This window comes from Streptomyces sp. NPDC055189 (assembly GCF_053606765.1).
In genome coordinates, this window is record NZ_JBSGSG010000005.1 from 77,118 (window position 1) to 93,446 (window position 16,329).

The following is a 16,329-nucleotide window of genomic DNA, read 5'->3' on the forward strand; positions in this document are numbered from 1 at the left end:
CACGAAGGTGACCCGACCGATGCCCTCACTGCCCGGCGCCCCGAACCGCGACCAGCGGACGGCGGCGACGCTTCCGGACCTGTTCGAGGCACGGGCCGCCCGCGCGGCCGACGCCGTGGCACTGGTGTGCGGCGAAATCCACTGGTCCTACGCCGAGTTGAACGCCGCGGCGAACCGGGTGGCGCACGACCTGGCGGCCCGCGGCACCGGCCCCGAGTCGATCGTCGCCGTACGGCTGCCGCGCTCGGCCGACCTGGTCATCGCGATCCTCGGAGTGCTGAAGGCGGGCGCCGCCTATCTGCCGGTGGATCCGGGACTGCCGGCGGAACGGGTCGCGTACATGCTGCGCGACGCCGGGGCGGCACACGTCCTCGACGAGACGACCCTGCCGCGCACCGGGCCCGGCGCGCCGGCGAATCCGGTGCGGCCCGCGCTCCGCGCCGCCCACCCCGCGTACGTGATGTACACCTCCGGCTCGACGGGTCGCCCCAAGGCGGTCGTGGTGCCCCACGAAGGCATCGTGAACCGGCTGGCCTGGATGCAGGACACCTACCGGCTGGCCCCCGACGACCGGGTTCTGCACAAGACCCCGGCAGGCTTCGACGTCTCCGTCTGGGAGCTGCTGTGGACCCTCAACGAAGGGGCCACCATGGTCGTCGCCGAACCGGATGGGCACCGCGACCCCGACTACCTGACCGGCCTCATCCAGGCCGAGTCCGTCACGACGGCGCACTTCGTGCCGTCGATGCTGGAGGTCTTCCTGCGTGCCCCCGGCGCGGGGAACTGCACGTCTCTGCGCCGCGTGGTGTGCTCGGGTGAGGCACTGCCGCCCGCCGCGCAGGACACCTTCTTCGAGACCCTGCCGGGCACCGAGCTGCACAACCTGTACGGGCCGACCGAGGCGTCCGTCGACGTGACGTACTGGAAATGCCGCCCCGGCGACCCGGTCGTACCCATCGGCCGGCCCGTCCACCGCACCGGCGTCTGCGTCCTGGACGCCTCGCTGCGGACCGTACCGCGCGGTGTGCGGGGCGAGTTGTACGTGTCGGGCGTGCAGCTGGCCCGCGGCTACCTGGGCCGCGCCGCCCTCACCGCGGAGCGCTTCGTCGCAGACCCCTACGGACCGCCGGGCACCCGCATGTACCGCACCGGGGACCTGGCGTGCTGGTCGCCCGAGGGCAGCCTGCACTACCTGGGCCGCGCGGACGACCAGGTGAAGATCCGCGGCCTGCGCATCGAACCGGGCGAGATCCAGGCGGCGCTGACGGACACGAAGGGGGTCGCGCAGGCGGCGGTGACGGTACGCGAGGACCGGCCGGGCGACCAGCGCCTCACGGGGTACGTCGTGCCAGAACCCGGAGCGGTACTCCAACCGCGCGAACTCCTAGGGGAATTGGCGGGGACCCTGCCCGAGTACATGGTCCCCTCCGCCCTGGTGCTGCTCGACGCCCTGCCCCTGACCCCGAACGGCAAGCTCGACCGCAAGGCCCTGCCCGCCCCCGGCCCGGCGCTGCCCGCCGGGGAAGCGAGTGCGCCCCGCACCCCGCAGGAGTCGGCGCTGTGCGCACTGATCGCCGAAGTCCTCGGCATCCCGCACGCGGGTCCCGACGACGACTTCTTCGACCTCGGAGGGCACTCCCTGCTCGCCACCCGGCTGGTCAGCCGGGTCCGCACGGCCCTGGGCGCGGAACTGCCGCTGCGCGCCGTCTTCGAGGAGCGCACCGCGGCGGGGCTCGCCCGCCGTGTCACGGAGGCGGGCACGGGCCGGCCGCCCCTCCTGCGCCGCGAACGCCCGGCGGTGCTCCCGCCGTCGCACGCGCAGCGCCGCCTGTGGTTCCTCGGTGAGATGGGCGGCACGGGCAGCGCGTACACGATCTCCGCGGCGCTACGGCTGACCGGGGGGGTGGACGGGGGAGCGCCCGGCGCAGGGGCGCTGGACGAGGAAGCGCTGGCCACCGCGCTCGGGGACGTCGTCGACCGGCACGAGAGTCTGCGGACGGTTTTCGCCTCCAGTGCGGGGGAGCCGAGGCAGCGGGTGCTCGCGCCGGGGGCGGCCGCCGGAACGCTGCTGGAAGTCGTCGACCCGGCGGGCCGCCCCCTCGACGTCCTGATGTCCGAGTTCCGCAGCCGCCCCTTCGACCTCGCCCGCGAACTCCCGCTGCGGGCGGCCCTGTTCACCGTCGGGCCCGATGAGCACGTACTCCTCCTGGTGCTGCACCACATCGCGGCCGACGGATGGTCCCTCGCCCCGCTCGGCCGGGACCTGTCCGCCGCGTACCGCGAACGCCTGGCGGGCCGGAAGCCCGAATGGCCCCCGCTGCCCGTGCAGTACGCCGACTACACCCTGTGGCAGCACGAACTCCTCGGTGACGAACACGACGAGGACAGCCTCTTCGCCGGGCAACTCGACTACTGGCGAACGGAACTGGCCGGCGCCCCCGCCGAGCTGGCCCTCCCCGCCGACCGCCCCCGGCCCGCGGTGGCCGGCCACCGCGGCGCCGTGTCCCGGTGGCACGTCACCCCGGAACTGCACCGGAGCCTGGCCCGCCTCGCGCACGAGGAGGGCGCCAGCCTGTTCATGGTGGTGCAGGCCGCCCTCGCCGCTCTGCTCTCCCGCCTCGGTGCCGGGAACGACATCCCGATCGGTGCGCCCGTGGCGGGCCGCACCGACGAAGCGCTCGACGACCTCGTCGGCTTCTTCGTCAACACCCTCGTCCTGCGCACCGACGTGTCGGGCGACCCCACCTTCCGCGAACTGATCGCCCGGGTACGGGAGACCGACCTGCGCGCCTACGCCCACCAGGACGTCCCCTTCGAGCGCCTCGTCGAACTCCTCAACCCCGAGCGCTCCATGGCCCGCCACCCGCTCTTCCAGGTCGTCCTGAACTTCCAGAACAACGCAGCGGCCGGACTCGACCTCCCGGCGATCACCGCCCGGCCGGAGGAGACCGACCTCACCACCGCCAAGTTCGACCTGTCCTTCGCCGTCAGGGAGGCGGCGGACGGCGGACTGCACGGCACCACCGAGTACGCGCGGGACTTGTTCGACCAGGAGACGGCGGATCGCATCGGCGAGCGCCTGGTCCGCGTCCTGGAAGCGGCGGCGGTCGATCCCGCCGTACGCGTGGGCGACGTCGAACTCCTCACTCCCGAGGAACGCCACCGCGTCCTCGAGGAGTGGAACGACACCACGGTCGACCTGATCGACGAGACCGTCCCCGGCCTCTTCGAAGCCCAGGCCGCGCACACCCCGGATCACGTCGCGCTGGTCACGGCCGACGAGCGGCTCACGTACTTCGCACTCAACGCCCGGGCCAACCGCCTGGCCCACGACCTGCTCGGCCGCGGCGCGGGCCCCGGCACGGTCGTCGCGGTCAGCCTTCCCCGGTCCGCCGAACTGGTCGTCGCCCTGCTGGCCGTCATGAAGGCGGGCGCCGCCTACCTGCCGGTGGACCCCGACTATCCCGCCGAGCGGGTCCGCTTCCTCCTCGCCGACGTCGACGCGGAACTGCTCGTCGACAGCCGTGAAGAGATCCGGGAGATCACGGCATCACCCGCTCTCCCGGCGACGAACCCGGGGGACGAGGACCGCCCGGCCCCCTTCACCCCCGACCACCCCGCCTACGTCATCCACACCTCGGGTTCGACGGGCCTGCCCAAGGGCGTCGTCATCGCGCACCGCGCCGTGACCGGCTACCTCTCCTACCTGCACGCCTTCACGGGCCTCGGCGACCACGACACCGTCCTCAACCTGGCGTCGGCCTCCTTCGACCCTTCCGTACGTGACTTCTTCGGCCCGCTGACGGCGGGGGCCCGCCTGGTCGTGGTCGGCCCCGACGAGGCGAAGGACCCGGCGGCCCTCCTCTCGGCCCTCGTCCGGCACCGCGTGACGGTACTGCCCGCCCTGGTCCCCACGATGCTGACGGCGCTCGCCGACGCGGCCCGCGAAGGCGGCGTCGAGCCCTCGCCCTGGCTGCGACTCGGCCTGCTCAGCGGCGAGGAGCTGCTGCCCTCGCACCTGCGCAGGGCCGGGTCGATCGGCTCCGACTGGCGCCTGGTCAACCAGTACGGGCCCACCGAGTGCACGATGACGGCGACGTTCCACATGACGGGCCCGCGGGACCGCGCCGACGACACCCGGCTCCCCATCGGGCGCCCCATACCCAACGCCCGCGTCTACGTCCTCGACGACCGCCTGCGGCCCACCCCGCCGGGAGTCATCGGCGAGCTCTACCTGGGGGGCGACGACCTGGCCCACGGGTACGCCAACCGCCCCGCGCTCACCGCGGAACGCTTCACCGCCGACCCGCACCGCACGCCGGGCGCCCGCATGTACCGCACCGGCGACCTGGCGCGCTGGACCCCCGACGGCCGCCTCGAGTTCCACGGCAGAGCCGACGGCCAGATCAAACTCCGCGGGGTCCGCATCGAACTGGGGGAGATCCAGGCGGCGATGGCCGCGCTTCCCGGGGTGAGCCGGGCAGCGGCGGCCGTCCACACCTACGCCCCCGGCGACCAGCGCCTGGTCGGCTACGCGGTCCTCGAACGCGCCCCCGCTCCCACCCCTTCAGCTGCCACGCCCCTCCCGTCACCTGCCACGGCCGAGTCCTTGCTCGCGATGCTGCGCACCCGCCTGCCCGCCCACTCGGTGCCGGCCTCGCTGCGGTTCCTCGACGAGCTGCCGCTGACGCCCAACGGGAAGCTCGACCGCAAGGCGCTCCCGGCGCCGCAGGAGCCGACGGCAACCGAGGCCGCGCGGGCCCGCCTGCCTCGTACGGAACACGAGAGAGCCGTCCGCGACCTCTTCGCGGAGGTCCTGAGCACATCGCCGGAAGCGATCGGGGTCGACGCCAACTTCTTCTCCCTGGGCGGCCATTCCCTGATGGCGGCCCGCCTGATGACCCGCATCCGCACCAGGCTGGGCGTGGACCTGCCCCTGCGCGCGCTCTTCGAGACCCCGACGGTCGCGGGCCTGGCGACGAGCGTGGAGGAAAGGCTGCGGGGGACTCCGGAGCAGGCGGCGGACCGATCCCTGGACGTCCTGCTCCCGATCCGCACCGAGGGCACGGACGCCCCCCTCTTCTGCGTCCACCCGGTGGGCGGCCTGAGCTGGTGCTACGCGCGGCTGCTCCCGTACATCGGCGAGAGCCGCCCCGTCCACGGCCTGCAGGCCCGCGGCATCACGGACCCCGAAGGCAGCCCGAAGACCCTTGAGGACATGGCCAGGGACTACGCGGCCCGCATCCGCACGGTTCAGCCCGATGGCCCGTACCACCTCCTGGGCTGGTCGGTGGGCGGCAACATCGCCCATGCGGTGGCGGCCCACCTGGAGTCACTGGGGCAGGAGGTCGCCCTCCTGGCCCTGCTCGACTCCTGTCCGAGCCACTTGATGGACCAACTGCCGCCCGCCGAGGAGCGCGAACGGCTCCGCAAGGTCGTCTCCCGCTTCGAGAACGTCACACCGGACGGCTCCGACACGGACCTCACCCTGCCTGCCGAGTACGAGGGAACGGAGTTCGGCCGCATCCTGCGCAAGGAGGCGCGAGTGATGACCGGCATGACGAGACCCCAGGTGGAACGCATGTGGGCGGCCTCGGTCAACACGAGCCTGACCCTGCGCGCCTACACCCCGCCCCGGGTGCGAACCGGCCTCCTCTACTTCACGGCCCTCCTGGACCAGCCCCCTCACCGCCCCACGTACACGGCATGGCACGCCCACACGGAGGGCCCGATCGAGGAACACAAGATCCTCTCCTCCCACGCGGGAATGATGGAGGCGGACCCGGTGAAGGAGATCGGCAGAATCCTGGGGGAGGCGCTGCGGCGAAAGGGCTGAGAGCGCTTCACTGCCGGCCGGGACCGGCACCGGCTCCGTGGCGTTCGGCCAGCAGCCGCTTGCGATGGTTTCTGCGGCGGAGGGCGGTGACGAGCGCGATGGTGGCGCCGACGGTGATTCCGAGCAGGGGGAGAAGGACGGCCAGCATCAGCCAGCCTCCGAACGTGAGAAAGCCTCCGGGGCCCCCGATGGCGTACCGGGACGACCCTTGCCCCTGGGAGGTGCAGGTGACCTTGTACTCGCCCGCCCGCGGCACGTCGGTGGTGTAGAGCGGGTTCCAGGTCTCGTGCCGGGTGAGGAACACGTCGATTCCCGGATCGGTGAGTCCGGGGTCGCCCGGCCCGGTGATGCCGCACGCCCGGTCGGACGACGTGCCGAACTCTTCGTCCCTGATCCAGATCGCCTTCTCGTCCTCCGGGTCGAGCCGCAGAGTGACGGTGTCGCCGTCGGCGAACTGGTTGTCCGTATCGACCGAGCTGGCCGCGTCCTTGAACCGGTACACACCGATGGCCGTGCCCAGCACGATCAGAAGGACGGCGATCGCCGCCGCCGTCGCATACCAGTGACGGCCGGGGCGGAGTTCGTTCACCGGTATCCGCGGCGACGGGGAGGGCTGCATCGACACACCGTAGATCGCCCGCACTACCCGGCACCGCCGAACCCGGGCACGCACAAGGGCCCGCGACCAAGGAGGTCGCGGGCCCTTGTCCGAGCAGCGCATCCCGTACAGATGCTGTCCGTGCCCCCGGCAGGATTCGAACCTGCGACACCCGCTTTAGGAGAGCGGTGCTCTATCCCCTGAGCTACGAAGGCGGGGCTGGCTGGTTCCGCCACGGGTGGCGGTTTCAGACAGGGTAGCGGATGGGGGCGGGGGCGTGGTCTTCGTGGGGTTGCGGGAGTGCTGGGGGCCTGCGGTTTCAGGGGGTCGGGGTCCAGTTGCCCAGCCAGTCGGCGGGCTCTTGGGCCGCTGCCTGCGCGTCGGTCAATTGCGGGCGGTCGGTGCCGGCCGAGCCCGCGCCCGCGCCCGTGTTCTTGTACTCCGCGAAACGGTCGTCCTTCCAGGAGAAGCCGCCCATGTCCGTCCACGGAGTGGTTTTGACGGCCCCGCTCAGGGAGGTGTCGCGGACCGTGGCCTGCGGGTCGAGCGTCGCGTCGCCGCCCGCGTGCCAGTTGCGGCCCAGGTAGAAGCTGCGGGCCGACACGTCGCCGTTCACCGTGGAGTTCGTGATCAAGAAGCCCTTGCGGTCGGCCGGTGTGCTCGGTGCGGTGACGTAGCCCTGTGAGGTGCCGTCCCAGCGCTTCTTGAGGGTGATCACCGAGCGGTCCACCACCGCCGTCGCCCGGCCGAAGATGAAGTCCGTGTTGCCTGTGATGTAGGAGTTGCGGATGTAGGCGCGGCCCAGCTTGGCCTTCGACGCCGTGTCCAGGAGCAGCGTGTCCTGGTCGCCCTCCACGATCACGCTGTCCAGGAATGCCTTGTCCGCCGCCGTGCGCAGGGCCACCGCCTGGTGGCCCGACAGGTTCTGGTTCGCCTTCTCGTCGAAGTCGTTGGAGATGGTCAGGTTGCGGGCCTGGAAGTCGTCCGCCTCCGCGGCCACCGTCGCGCTGCCCGAGGTGCCGTAGGTGCCCGAGCCGTCCGGCTTCGGGGTGCCCGCCGCGTTGTCGTACACGATGACCGTGTCCTTGCGGCTGCCGCCCGTGCCCTGGAGCGTGACGTGGGGTTTCGTCGACGGGATCTTCACCGGCTCGCGGTACGTGCCCGGTGCGATGGAGACGGTGGCCCGTGAGGGGTTGTCCGGCGGGATCGCGTCGATCGCCGACTGGACCGTTCTGTACTGGGCGCTGCCGTCCTTCGCCACCGTGAGGGTGGCGGCTGCGGCGGTACCGGCGGCCCTCGTCGCCGTCGTACGCGGGCCCGCGCCCGCCTTCACCTTCGACGGGACGTCCGCGGCCTTGTCGAGCGTGTAGTCGTAGAAGCTCTTCGGGTCGAACGCCGTGCCGCCGCTCTCGTTGCGGCCGCTCGTCGCGGTGAAGACATTGCCCCGCTGCACTATCGAGGCCGAACTGTCCTTGGTGACCGGGTTTCGCACGCCCTCGAAATAGCTGTTCTCCAGGACCATCTTCGTGTTTCCGCGCGAGTAGTTCCCGTACGAGGACGTGATGTCCGTGCCTGCGACGTCCTGCAAGTAGTTGTTGTAGAGGTGCGCGTGGGCCACGTTGTCCGTGGACGGGTTGCGCTGCTCCGTCTCGCGGAACCAGTTGTGGTGGATCGTGATGTCGGCGGTCGTGTTCTCGGTCCAGCCGATGCCGAACGTCTTGTTGTTGTCGCTCAGTTTGTTCCAGGACACCGTCAGGAACGTGGTGTCCTTGCGGCTGTCTATCAGGCCGTCCGCCATGTGCCGCAGGTCGTTGTGGTCGATCCAGACGTGGTGTGCGCCGTCCATCTGTACGGCGTCGAAGTCGTGCTCCTTGTCGTTCCACGTGCCCGCGTACGAGTCCCGGATCGTGAGGTTCCGGATGATCACGTTGTGCACGCCCTGGCCAAGGAAGAAGCCGCCCCCGACGATCTGGCCCGACGTGCCGGAGCCGACGATCGTCTTGTCCGACGCGACCTTGATCTCTTTGCCCTTGGGGTCCATCGTGATCGTCGCCGCGACGACGATCACGTACGGGTCTGCGGACGTCGCGTATTTCTCCAGGTCGGCGAGGGTCTTGACGGTGACCGTCTTTCCGTCTCGGCCGCCGTATGTGCCGTTCTGGCCCAGCGCGTCGACCGACGCGAAGCCGTCGGCGACGTCGGCGACGTCGGCCGCCGTGGATGCTGCCGAGGCCCTCGGCTGCGCGTCCTCGCCGAAGATCCCGAAAGCCGTGCCGTACGTCAGACCCGCCGCGGCCGCCATGGCCACCGGGATGCCGACCGTCAGGCCCGTGCGCCGCCTGCGGTGCCTCGCCCTGCCCTCGTGCTGCTCGGTCTCTGAGATCTCTGACCTGTGCCTCATGCGAATCCGCCCTGGCGATAGTCGGTGTGCGTTGCGCAGGACAGTCGCCACCGCGGGGCGCGATGGTTGCCACCGTGGGCTAAGGCGTCCCCGTCGTTCCCGTCCCCGTCGTCCCCGTCGTCCCCGTCGTCCCCGTCGTCCACGTGTAGGCGTGCAGGCGCAGGGCGAGCTGGATCTCCAGCGAGCGTTCCGGGGACTGCCAGTCGGCGCCCAGCAAGTGGCCGATCCTGTCCAGGCGTTGGACCACGGTGTTCACATGGACGTGGAGCGAGTCCTTCGCCTTGGCCTGGCTCATTCCGCAGGCGAAGTAGGCGCGCAGGGTGTGGACGAGTTCGGTGCCTCGCTTGGTGTCGTAGTCCAGGACCGGGCCCAGCGTGCGGCGTACGTACGAGTCGAGGTTCGTGTCGTCGCCCAGGAGCACGCCGAGGAAGCCCAGGTCGGGCAGGTCCGCGCCCGTGCCGGTGTGGCCGAGCGCGCGCAGGGCGGACAGGCAGCGCAGTGCCTCGGCATGGGCCCGGGAGAGGGCTTCGGGGCCGGTCGCGGGGCCCGCGGCGCCCACCGTGACCGGGGCGCCCGTGGCCTGGGAGAGCTCGGCGGCGAGCGCGCGGGCCCTGGCGCCGGTGTCGTCGGCCGGGATGACCAGGACCACGTGGTCGTGGTGCAGGCCGGAAAGGCCGTGACGGGCGCGGGCGGCGCGGGCCGCGGAGGAGAGCAGCAGCCGGCGGGACGCCGCCTCGCTGTGGGCGACGAACACCGAGTGCGGGAGCGCCAGATCGACGTCCAGGCGGCGGGCCCGCGCGGTGAGGCGGCCCGGCGTCCCGGAGAGGGAGAGCAGGTCGCCCAGGAGCTCGCCCCGTACGCGGTCCTCGGCCTCGGCGGCCGAGCGGCGCAGGAGCAGGAGCAGCGCGGTGACGACCCCCGCGCGTTCGAAGAGGCGGCGGTCGGCCTCGCCCAGGTCGGCCCGGTCGGTGAGCGCGATGCTGCCGAGGAGCTCCGCGCCCGCGAGGACCGCGCAGACCCAGGTGCCGTCGAGGGGAACGGCCCGGCCGCTGGCCCGCGAGGCGGCGACGGCCTTGGCCGGGGGCGGGGCACAAGGGGCGAGCGGGGGCGTACGGGGGTCGGCGTCGACGCGGGCCAGCTCCGTGCCGTCCGCGTCATGGATGAGGGTGCCGCCCCGCAGGAGCGCGCCGATGGCGGTGGCGACCTCCGTGAAGTCCCCGCCGCGCAGGACGAGATCGGTCAGGCGGTCGTGGGCCTCCTCGGCCCTGAGCATGGCCTCGCTGTGCGCGCGGATGGTCTGCGACGCCGCGTTCAGGTCGACGAGCGCGGTCCGCGTCTCCTCCATGCGGCGTGCGCTGTCGATGGCGATCGCCGCGTGGTCGGCGAGCGAGGAGAGCAGCGCGCCCTCGTCGGGCGTGAAGGCACGGGCGGTGCGGTCGGCGGCGTACAGGACACCGATGACGTGCGTGCCCTGCCGCAGCGGTACGCCGAGGATGGCGTGCAGGCCCTCCTCCAGTACGGCGCTGTCGATGGGGGTGGTGTGCTGGAAACGGGGGTCGACCTCGTAGTCGCCGGTGGCGTACGGGCGGGCGGTCTGGGCCACGAGGCCGCCGAGCCCCTCGCCCATGCCGAGCCGCAGGTTCTGGAACGCGGCGGAGACCGAGCCGTCGGTGACGCGCATGTACGTGTCGCCGCCCGCCGGGTCGTTGAGGGAGAGGTACGCGACGTCCGTACGGAGCAGGAGCTTGGCCCGGTGCACGATGGCGCGGAGCACCGCGTCCAGGTCACGCAGCGCCGCGAGGTCGCCCGCGGTGTCGAAGAGCGCGGTGAGCTCGGCCTCCCTGCGCTGGTGCTGGTTGAGGGTGCGGCGTACGCGCAGTGCGGTCTGGGTCGCCTCGTCGATCGCGGTGAGCTCGGTGCCGCCCGCCCCGGCCGCGCGGGCCGCCGCGGCGGGGCGGGCGAACTGCTCGGCCGGGGCGTCACCGGCAAGGAGGTCGAGCAGCTCGCGCAGGGCGGTCACCGTACAGGCCTGCTCCCGGTGGGCGGCGGCGTCTGGGGAGCTGGACATACGACGGGTCGCCTCCGGGAGCGGGGTGCGCGTGCTGCTGGTGCGGTTCAGGTGGAGATTGTCGCCGAGGCGGTGGTGGTCGGGGAATCCTCGGGAGCGGAATGCCGCTCCTGTGCGAGGGAACGGCCCCTGGTCTCCTTCGCCACGAGCACGGTGAGCGTCGTGATCACCACGGTCACGCAGACGTACAGAGCCACCGGCGTCGCCGACTCGAAGTCCTTGAGGAGTTCGACCGCGATGATCGGGGCGAGCGCGCCGCCGATGATGGACGCGAGCTGCGAGCCCATCGAGGCGCCGGAGTAGCGGACCTTCGTGTCGAACATCTCGGAGATGAAGGCGGCCTGCGGCCCGTACATCGCGCCGTGGAAGAGCAGCCCGACCGTGACCGCGAGGGTGATCACGGCGAAGGACTCGCTGTCGACGAGGGCGAAGAACGCGAACGCCCACACCGCCATGCCGACCGAGCCGATCAGGGTGACCGGCCTGCGCCCGATGCGGTCCGAGAGCGCGCCCCACAGCGGGATCGTCACGAAGTGCACGGCGGAGCCGATCAGTACGGCGTTCAGGGCGGTGCTCTTGGGCAGTTCCAGGTGCACGGTGACGTAGACCAGGACGAACGCCGTGAGGATGTAGTACGAGACGTTCTCGCCGAGCCGGGTGCCGATGGCGGTGAGGACGCCGCGCCAGTTGTGCCGGAAGACCTCGACGACCGGGGCGTCCTCCTTGGCGGCTGCCCCCGAGGCCTTCTCGGCCTCCGCGCGGGCCTGTGCCTCCAGGAAGAGCGGCGACTCCGAGACCGAGACCCGTATCCACAGGCCGATGATCACCAGGACGCCGGAGAGCAGGAACGGGATGCGCCAGCCCCAGGCGAGGAACGCCTCGTCGGACTGGACCGCGGCAAGCAGCGCGAGGACGCCGGTGGCCAGGAGGTTGCCGCCGGGGGCGCCCGCCTGCGGCCAGGAGGCCCAGAAGCCGCGGTTCTTGTCGTCGCCGTGCTCGGAGACGATCAGGACGGCGCCGCCCCACTCGCCGCCGAGCGCGAAGCCCTGGACCAGGCGCAGCAGCGTGAGCAGGATCGGGGCGCCGACGCCGAGTGTCGCGTGGGTGGGCAGCAGGCCCATCGCGAAGGTGGCGCCGCCCATCATCATCAGGCTGAGCACGAGCAGCTTCTTGCGGCCGATCTTGTCGCCGTAGTGGCCGAAGACGACGCCGCCGAGGGGGCGGGCGGCGAACCCGACGGCGTAGGTCAGGAAGGAGAGGAGGGTGCCGACCAGGGGGTCGCTGTTGGGAAAGAAGAGGGTGTTGAAGACGAGCGCGGCGGCTGAACCGTAGAGGAAGAAGTCGTACCACTCGATGGTGGTGCCGATGAGGCTGGCGCTGATGATGCGGGCGATACCTGGCTTGCCCGGGGTTTTGCCCTGGGCGCGCGGCGTTGCGGCTGCCATGGCGTGATCCGTTTCTCGATGGGGACGTGTTCTCGGCGGGACGTGGGGTGGAGCTGGGGGCGAAGGGTTGGCGAAGGGGGGAGGTCAGGCGGCGGTCCAGCCGCCGTCCAGGGGCAGCGAGGCTCCGGTGACGAAGCCGCTGTTGGGTCCGCAGAGCCAGAGCGCCGCGGCGGCGATCTCCTCGGGTTCGATCAGGCGCTTTACGGCGGAACGGCGCAGCAGTACGTCGGTGAGGACCTGCTCGGGGGCGATGCCGTGGGCGGTGGCCTGGGCGCTGATCTGGTCCTCGACCAGGGGAGTTCGGGTGTAGCCGGGGGAGAGGCAGTTGCTGGTGACGCCGTGGGACGCGCCTTCCAGGGCGGTGACCTTGCTCAGGCCCTCCAGGGCGTGCTTGGCGGCCACGTACGCGGACTTGAAAGGGCTGGCGCGCAGTCCGTGCACGCTGGAGATGTTCACGACGCGGCCCCAGCCGTGGGCGTACATGTGGGGCAGCGTCCGGCGCAGCAGGAGGAACGGCGCGGTGACCATGACCTTCTGGATGTGGTCGAACCGCTCCGGGGGGAACTCCTCGATGGCGGCGACGTGCTGGAGCCCCGCGCTGTTGACGAGGATGTCGACGCGGGTGGGCAGGGTGTCCACCGCGGCCGGATCGGCGAGGTCCACGGCGTGGGCCTCACCGTCGATCCCGTCCGCGACGTCCTTGGCCGCGTCGGCGTGCAGATCCACGACGTGAACGAAGGCGCCGGCGCCCGCCAGGGCCACGGCACACGCCCGGCCGATGCCGCTCGCACCGCCGGTGACCAGAGCGGTGCGCCCGGCAAGGCCGGTTCCTGCGGGGCCGGTGGGGTCGGTTCCTGCGGGCTCGTCACCGCGGGCAGTGGGGCTCGTCATGGCCGGAAACGTAAGGGCGCGCCGGGCGGGGATCCCATGTGTGGGAGACACATAGCGGTGGGGGGCTTTGTGTGGGCCAAGATGCGGGGCGGGGTGTGGTGAGGATGCAGGCCGGGGTGCGGTCGGATGCGATCGGAGTTCCGGTGGGGGGTGGGGGCGGGGTGATGCAGGTCACTCTTGGTTGGGCGGGAGCTGTGCTACCTTGCGAACAGCACGTGTGTACGCCGCCTTCTGCGGCGCCGGTGCCGATCTTCTCTTCTTCCGCCTCGTCGAGGCTCCCGCAGCACTGAAGCTCCGTACTTATCGCGAAGCCGTCTGCTGCAGTTCTTTTCTCCGCCCGACGCACGGGACGTGAACACACCGTCCCGCCGGGCCTCTCGTTCGCATGTCTGCGAAAGGACCCCATCATGAGTACCGCAACCATCACCCGCAACAAGACCAACACCACGGCCGCCCCCGCGGCCTCCGCGGCCACCGAGACCCCCGTCGTCGCCGTCACCGGCATCCTCGACGTGAGTCACAACGCCAACGGCCATCTCCGTACCGGCGATTGCCTTCCCACCCCGAACGACGTGACCGTCCCCTCCGCGCTCATCCGCAGGCTCGGCCTGCGCGCCGGTGACCTGGTCGAGGGAGCCTGCGGCAAGGCCCGCACCCTCATCCGCGTCGACCGCGTCAACGGACACTCCGCCGACGCCCTGGGCAGGCGCACCCGGTTCGGCGACCTCACCCCGCTGCACCCCCGCGAGCGGCTCCGCCTGGAGACGCCGGGCAGCGGCGGCGGCAGCGTCGCGACCCGGCTCATCGATCTCGTCGCCCCTGTCGGCAAGGGCCAGCGCGGCCTCATCGTCGCGCCGCCCCGCACCGGCAAGACGGTCCTGCTCCAGCAGATCGCCGCAGCCGTCAGCGCGAACCACCCCGAGGTGCACCTCATGGTGGTGCTGCTCGACGAACGGCCCGAAGAGGTCACGGACATGAAGCGTTCCGTACGGGGCGAAGTGCTCGCCTCGACCTTCGACCGGCCCGCCAAGCAGCACATCGCCCTAGCCGAACTCGCCGTCGAGCGCGCCAAGCGGCTCACCGAGGAGGGCAAGGACGTCGTCATGCTCTTCGACTCCCTCACCCGGCTGTGCCGCGCCTACAACAACGCGGCCTCCAGCGGCGGCCGCACCCTCTCCGGAGGTGTCGACGCCGCCGCCATCCAGGGCCCCAAGCGCCTCTTCGGCGCCGCCCGTTGCGCGGAGGAGGGCGGGTCCCTGACCATGCTCGCCACCGTGCTCGTGGAGACCGGATCGCGCGCCGACGACTACTACTTCGAGGAGCTCAAGGGCACCGGCAACATGGAGCTCCGCCTCGACCGCGGCATGGCCGAGCGCCGGGTCTTCCCGGCCGTAGACGTCACCCCTTCCGGCACGCGTCGCGATGAACTCCTCGTGCCCGCAGACGAGTTGACCGCCGTACGCGGGCTGCGGCGCGCCCTGCACGGCAGGGACGCGCAGAGCAACCTGGAGGCGATCATCGACCGCCTGCGCAAGACCCCGGACAACGCCGTCTTCCTGCGGCAGGTGCAGCAGACCGTGCCCGGCGCCGGCTCCGCCGAGACCGTCAACGGCGGCTGAAAGCCGTGCTCTTACGGGCGCGTGACGTGCACCCGGTACCGGCCCTCCGCGTCGATGTCGGACACCGTGATGCGCACGCCCTTCTTCTTGTCCGTGAAGGTCTGGCCGGGCTCGTAGGTCGCGTCGGAGAGTTCCGCGTGGACGTTCGGCTGGCGCGTGCAGCCGCCGCTGTCCTTCGTGGAGTCGGCGACGGTGATCGGGCCGCGTCCCGTGTCGACCTCCGCGTCCACCCGGTAGATGAGGACGCCGGGCTTGCAGATCGCCTCGTCGTTGCCGCCGCGGGTGCGCACCTCGACCGCGTACCCGTGCGTCGAGTCCAGCGGCACGAAGGCGAGCTTGGTGCCGCCGTTAGCCGGCAGCGGGCTCAGCGTGTGCTCGGTGGTGCCGGAGTTCGACGCGCAGCTGATCTGGTCGTCGCCGATCCAGCCGAGCTTCCATTTGTGCCAGGCCAGCAGGTCGTTGTTGGCGCCCCAGTCCTCGCTCATGATGTCCCAGTGGCCGACCGCGCCGCCGCCGTCCTGCGTGTAGAGGTCGGGCAGGCCGAAGACGTGGCCGTTCTCGTGCGGGAGCACGCGGTAGCCCGTCTCGCCGTAGCTGCCCGAGCCGTCGTCCTGGCGGCTGTAGACGAAGGACGCGTTGGAGACGGGGACGCCGTCCGCGACGGGCGCCTCGGTGTTGCCCGCGAAGGTCACCGAGAGGACGGTGTCGAGCGCGGAAGGGCCCGCGTTCGGCGTGATGAGGATGTTCACCAGGTCGTACTCGCGGAAGTCCACGTCAGGGTCGGCGGCCGCCACGATGTCCGTGACCAGTTCGCGGTAGCCCGGATCGAAGGGGGCGCCGCGCTCTATCCCGTACTCCTTGAAGCTCTTGGGCATCCGCAGCCAGTCCGGGACCGGCGACTCGGGGCGGTAGTCGAGGCGCCCGTAGGAACTGGTGCGGAACCAGTCCGAGGTCTGCGGGAAGAACTCCGCGAGGCGGTCGAGCGCGCTTCCCTCGCCGGGGGCGTCGGAGAAGTCGACCATGAGGTTCAGGGCTTTGACGGTGCCCGTGGAGCGGGAGTAGCCGGAGGAGGTGGGCACGCCCTCCGACATCTGGACGCCCATCGTGCCGGTGATCATGCACGGGCTGAGGGTCGTCGCGCGGGCCAGGGACACAGGGCCCGCCGCCTGGGGGGACTCCTCCATCAGACGGCCGGTGCTCGCCGATGTGGTGACCGTGAGGGCAAGGACGGCGCATGTGGCGAGTGCCGCGCCACGTCGCGCTCCGCGTATCTGCCTCCAGGTCGGCTGCTGCATGCGTGGGCCTTCCCCTAGCGGCAGCCGCCGGTCCTGGCTGCACCCTTTCGATCACCCTCTTCCGGTGTGTGCGCGGACGCTCGCTGAGTGCGACCGATCGTGGGATTTCCGCGGACGGAGGTGTGACGCGGGTCACGGGAAGAAAGTCGGGGAGGCGGAAATATCCGGGGAGTCCT

General features: G+C 71.5%; 7 protein-coding genes, 1 tRNA gene and 1 pseudogene. 2 read left to right on the forward strand and 7 right to left on the reverse strand.

Annotated elements, in window-relative coordinates:
• Window positions 1-58: 58 nt before the first annotated feature.
• Window positions 59-5,836: pseudogene (locus ACWFR3_RS05590) on the forward strand (amino acid adenylation domain-containing protein); the annotation flags it as partial.
• 7 nt (window positions 5,837-5,843) lie between these two features.
• Here ACWFR3_RS05590 and ACWFR3_RS05595 read toward each other — a convergent pair.
• The 6 genes from ACWFR3_RS05595 to ACWFR3_RS05620 form a co-directional block, all read right to left on the reverse strand.
• Window positions 5,844-6,455 (reverse strand): hypothetical protein, encoded by a 612-nt coding sequence (locus ACWFR3_RS05595; RefSeq protein ID WP_453733262.1) that lies wholly within the window; start codon window positions 6,453-6,455, stop codon window positions 5,844-5,846.
• Between the two features lie 121 nt (window positions 6,456-6,576).
• Window positions 6,577-6,649: transfer RNA gene (locus ACWFR3_RS05600), tRNA-Arg, on the reverse strand.
• 104 nt (window positions 6,650-6,753) lie between these two features.
• On the reverse strand, window positions 6,754-8,835 hold the full coding sequence (locus ACWFR3_RS05605) for a pectinesterase family protein (RefSeq protein WP_453733263.1): 2,082 nt from the start codon (window positions 8,833-8,835) through the stop codon (window positions 6,754-6,756).
• 79 nt (window positions 8,836-8,914) lie between these two features.
• Window positions 8,915-10,903: a helix-turn-helix domain-containing protein gene (locus ACWFR3_RS05610; protein ID WP_453733264.1), complete on the reverse strand. Its 1,989-nt coding sequence runs from the start codon at window positions 10,901-10,903 to the stop codon at window positions 8,915-8,917.
• Between the two features lie 47 nt (window positions 10,904-10,950).
• A complete protein-coding gene (locus tag ACWFR3_RS05615; RefSeq protein WP_453733265.1) occupies window positions 10,951-12,348 on the reverse strand; it encodes an MFS transporter in 1,398 nt (465 codons plus the stop codon).
• 84 nt (window positions 12,349-12,432) lie between these two features.
• Window positions 12,433-13,239 carry a 3-hydroxybutyrate dehydrogenase gene (locus ACWFR3_RS05620; protein ID WP_453733266.1) on the reverse strand — a complete coding sequence of 269 codons (807 nt, stop codon included), beginning with the start codon at window positions 13,237-13,239 and terminating at the stop codon, window positions 12,433-12,435.
• Window positions 13,240-13,646: 407 nt separating this feature from the next.
• Between ACWFR3_RS05620 and rho the strand changes: the two genes are divergently transcribed.
• Window positions 13,647-14,858, forward strand: coding sequence for a transcription termination factor Rho (rho, locus tag ACWFR3_RS05625; RefSeq protein WP_453733267.1), 1,212 nt, complete (start codon window positions 13,647-13,649; stop codon window positions 14,856-14,858).
• A gap of 11 nt (window positions 14,859-14,869) precedes the next feature.
• On the opposite strand, the gene ACWFR3_RS05630 is transcribed toward rho, so the two are convergent.
• Window positions 14,870-16,153, reverse strand: a complete 1,284-nt coding sequence (locus ACWFR3_RS05630) for a M6 family metalloprotease domain-containing protein (RefSeq protein WP_453733268.1) — start codon at window positions 16,151-16,153, stop codon at window positions 14,870-14,872.
• Window positions 16,154-16,329 lie beyond the last annotated feature (176 nt).

What these genes read in the sequence shown, in the direction of transcription:
- ACWFR3_RS05595 (WP_453733262.1), bottom strand. Translation starts at nt 6,455, where the DNA reads ATGCAGCCCTCCCCGTCGCCGCGGATACCGGTGAACGAACTCCGCCCC.
- ACWFR3_RS05605 (WP_453733263.1), bottom strand. Translation starts at nt 8,835, where the DNA reads ATGAGGCACAGGTCAGAGATCTCAGAGACCGAGCAGCACGAGGGCAGG.
- ACWFR3_RS05610 (WP_453733264.1), bottom strand. Translation starts at nt 10,903, where the DNA reads ATGTCCAGCTCCCCAGACGCCGCCGCCCACCGGGAGCAGGCCTGTACG.
- ACWFR3_RS05615 (WP_453733265.1), bottom strand. Translation starts at nt 12,348, where the DNA reads ATGGCAGCCGCAACGCCGCGCGCCCAGGGCAAAACCCCGGGCAAGCCA.
- ACWFR3_RS05620 (WP_453733266.1), bottom strand. Translation starts at nt 13,239, where the DNA reads ATGACGAGCCCCACTGCCCGCGGTGACGAGCCCGCAGGAACCGACCCC.
- rho (WP_453733267.1), top strand. Translation starts at nt 13,647, where the DNA reads ATGAGTACCGCAACCATCACCCGCAACAAGACCAACACCACGGCCGCC.
- ACWFR3_RS05630 (WP_453733268.1), bottom strand. Translation starts at nt 16,153, where the DNA reads ATGCAGCAGCCGACCTGGAGGCAGATACGCGGAGCGCGACGTGGCGCG.